The 2,216-nt window shown below is 34.6% G+C and carries 2 protein-coding genes; one reads left to right on the top strand and one right to left on the bottom strand.

Features of this window, described 5'->3' with window-relative positions; translation table 11 throughout:
- Positions 1–385 (top strand): AAA family ATPase (locus tag J5224_RS25255; protein ID WP_264627953.1); only part of this gene is annotated, 385 nt, incomplete at its 5' end.
- A 461-nt stretch (positions 386–846) separates the two neighbouring features.
- Here the strand turns inward: J5224_RS25255 and J5224_RS25250 are convergent.
- Positions 847–1,614: a hypothetical protein gene (locus J5224_RS25250; RefSeq protein WP_264627954.1), complete on the bottom strand. Its 768-nt coding sequence runs from the start codon at positions 1,612–1,614 to the stop codon at positions 847–849.
- Between the last annotated feature and the right edge of the window lie 602 nt (positions 1,615–2,216).

The following is a 2,216-nucleotide window of genomic DNA, read 5'->3' as shown; positions in this document are numbered from 1 at the left end:
ATATCTAAAAAAATACATCACAGAATTTAATTATCTTTTTGGGCAAATTTATAAATGTGCATATGGCAATATCGAAGATAACAACCACGATTCATACTATAATTTTGGGAACAACTTGAGGAAATTTCTTGAGGCATACTTATACTATAAATACCCTAACAATAAGCCAAATGATGAAAAACTCTATTTATTTTTTGACAATAATCAGCTTGCTGTGGATATTGCGAACAGGGTAAATAATGAGCTATCTCATTTAGAGGAAATTTTTGACAGAAGTATGCTTCCCGTTGACGTTCCTGCATTCAAAAAATTAGCAATATTTGTATTGGATACAATTCAAAGAAAAGATCCTGAACAATATCAAGCATTAGTTGACAGCATGTAAGAAGTTTGCACATGGCAATATTGTTAACAATATTGCCATATATTCAGGAATCTCTAATTACTACAATTAAACATTCTTAAACATATCATCAATAATAGATAATTAGGGCAGCATAAAAATCATAATTCCCTGTCATCTTCATTTAACACAACAGTAATCTTCATCCTATCAACTGCCTGATGCAACACCTCATAGAGATCAATTTCGACCTCATGCTCAAACTCACCATCGCAGAACATTACCACATCGCCATTATGTCAGCATTAAGCAAGATTCTACCGGAGGCTTCCAGTTCTTATAAGAAGATATCTTCAGCTAAGGCCTCGCGTAGATCCTTTAGGTCAAGCGCGTTCATCAATGTGTATTCATCTGACGCGTTAGCTTTCACGCTACCACAGGAATAATAATCATCCAGTTTACTTACAGATCTATTGGGATGATGGCTGTTATAAATTATCATCCTAGATAGTATCCCAATCTATCGGCTCTTCTGGTGCTACAAGACTTACATTATCCACTGAGATACCCTCTTTCACACTTTTAATCATGATCGCCCCTTGAGATTTTTTAGCCTGTAATCTTGCGATTAACACATCGATGTCTTCTTGACTATTTACATCTTGAATGACTGACTCAATAGACCTACGCTTATCTTCATTTTTAGTATAGTCTCCTCCGCTATCAGTAACGCTTTCATCTCGTTCAATCTCTATAGTTTCTTTCTTTTTTCTAATCTCAGAAACAAAGCGAGCCCTATCACCGTTGAAAACAATCGCAGGATTTATGAAATACCAGTATTTTTCATTAGTTTTAGCAATAATACGTTTCTCGATGAGTTCCTTTATTCCCCGGTAAAAGATAGATTCAGATAAGACAAAATGATCTATCTTTTCCGCAAGAGACATTGCTTTTTTACAACTCAGGTAGAAATGATCTTTGCCTATCGCATCCTGATAAATACGTAAAAAGATAAAAAATACTTTGTATGCTGTTTTCGTAAGATCAAAGTAGGCTTTTATTTGTGATGTATAGAGTTTGATGAACTCTTCTTTATCAACCTCTTGTGTATGCACAATATTAGCAAAGTAGCTTCGACTGGCATCTTTTCTTTCGATAAGTTCAGTTCCCCTTGAAACAGTCAGATTTTTCTTTCTTGTCTCAATCTTTAGTTCTGTCTCAAAGCAAAATGGATTTAAGCCCAAATCCAAGTCAACTTCCATTTCTTTAATCATATTATCACCTCTTATTATTTTATTTATAATAAAGTAAATACCATGCATGAAATAGATATCAAGTTTTTTGCATGTTTTTTTGCGAAAATATTTTATAAATCGCAAGTTTTCCAGTGACGAAGATTTAAATCACTGTCATTTTTTAGCGTAAAAATGATATAAGAACTGACTACAGAGTCAGGAAAGCTTACCGTGCAGTCAGTAATGCTGACCATAGAGTCAGTAATACTGACCGTATAGTCAGTCGTGTTTTTCTAACACAAGTCTTATTCTCCAAGGGCTACAGGCCATTTTTGTGTTAACTTAATTTTGCAAGAAGTAAGAGATAATACTTAAGAGGATTAAAAGAAACCGGGCGATTTTTATGATCGCCGCACAGGGTTTCTAATAATTTATTGCTAATTATTCCTTTCTATTTAACTAAAATCTTTTTTTTTGAAAATCCCCACCATCTATGAGCTAACGCTCATGTGCTGACGCAAGGCTACGCCCTAATGCTGACATACAAATATTTTTCATATTGGATTAAAAATTTATCGAAGCAGCACTTGGTGATTGTCGCCAACAATCACCTCGCTGGACAGGGCTTGCCCCTGTTA

The organism is Candidatus Symbiopectobacterium sp. NZEC135, from assembly GCF_025962695.1.
This window is presented reverse-complemented; position numbering and strand designations above follow the sequence as displayed.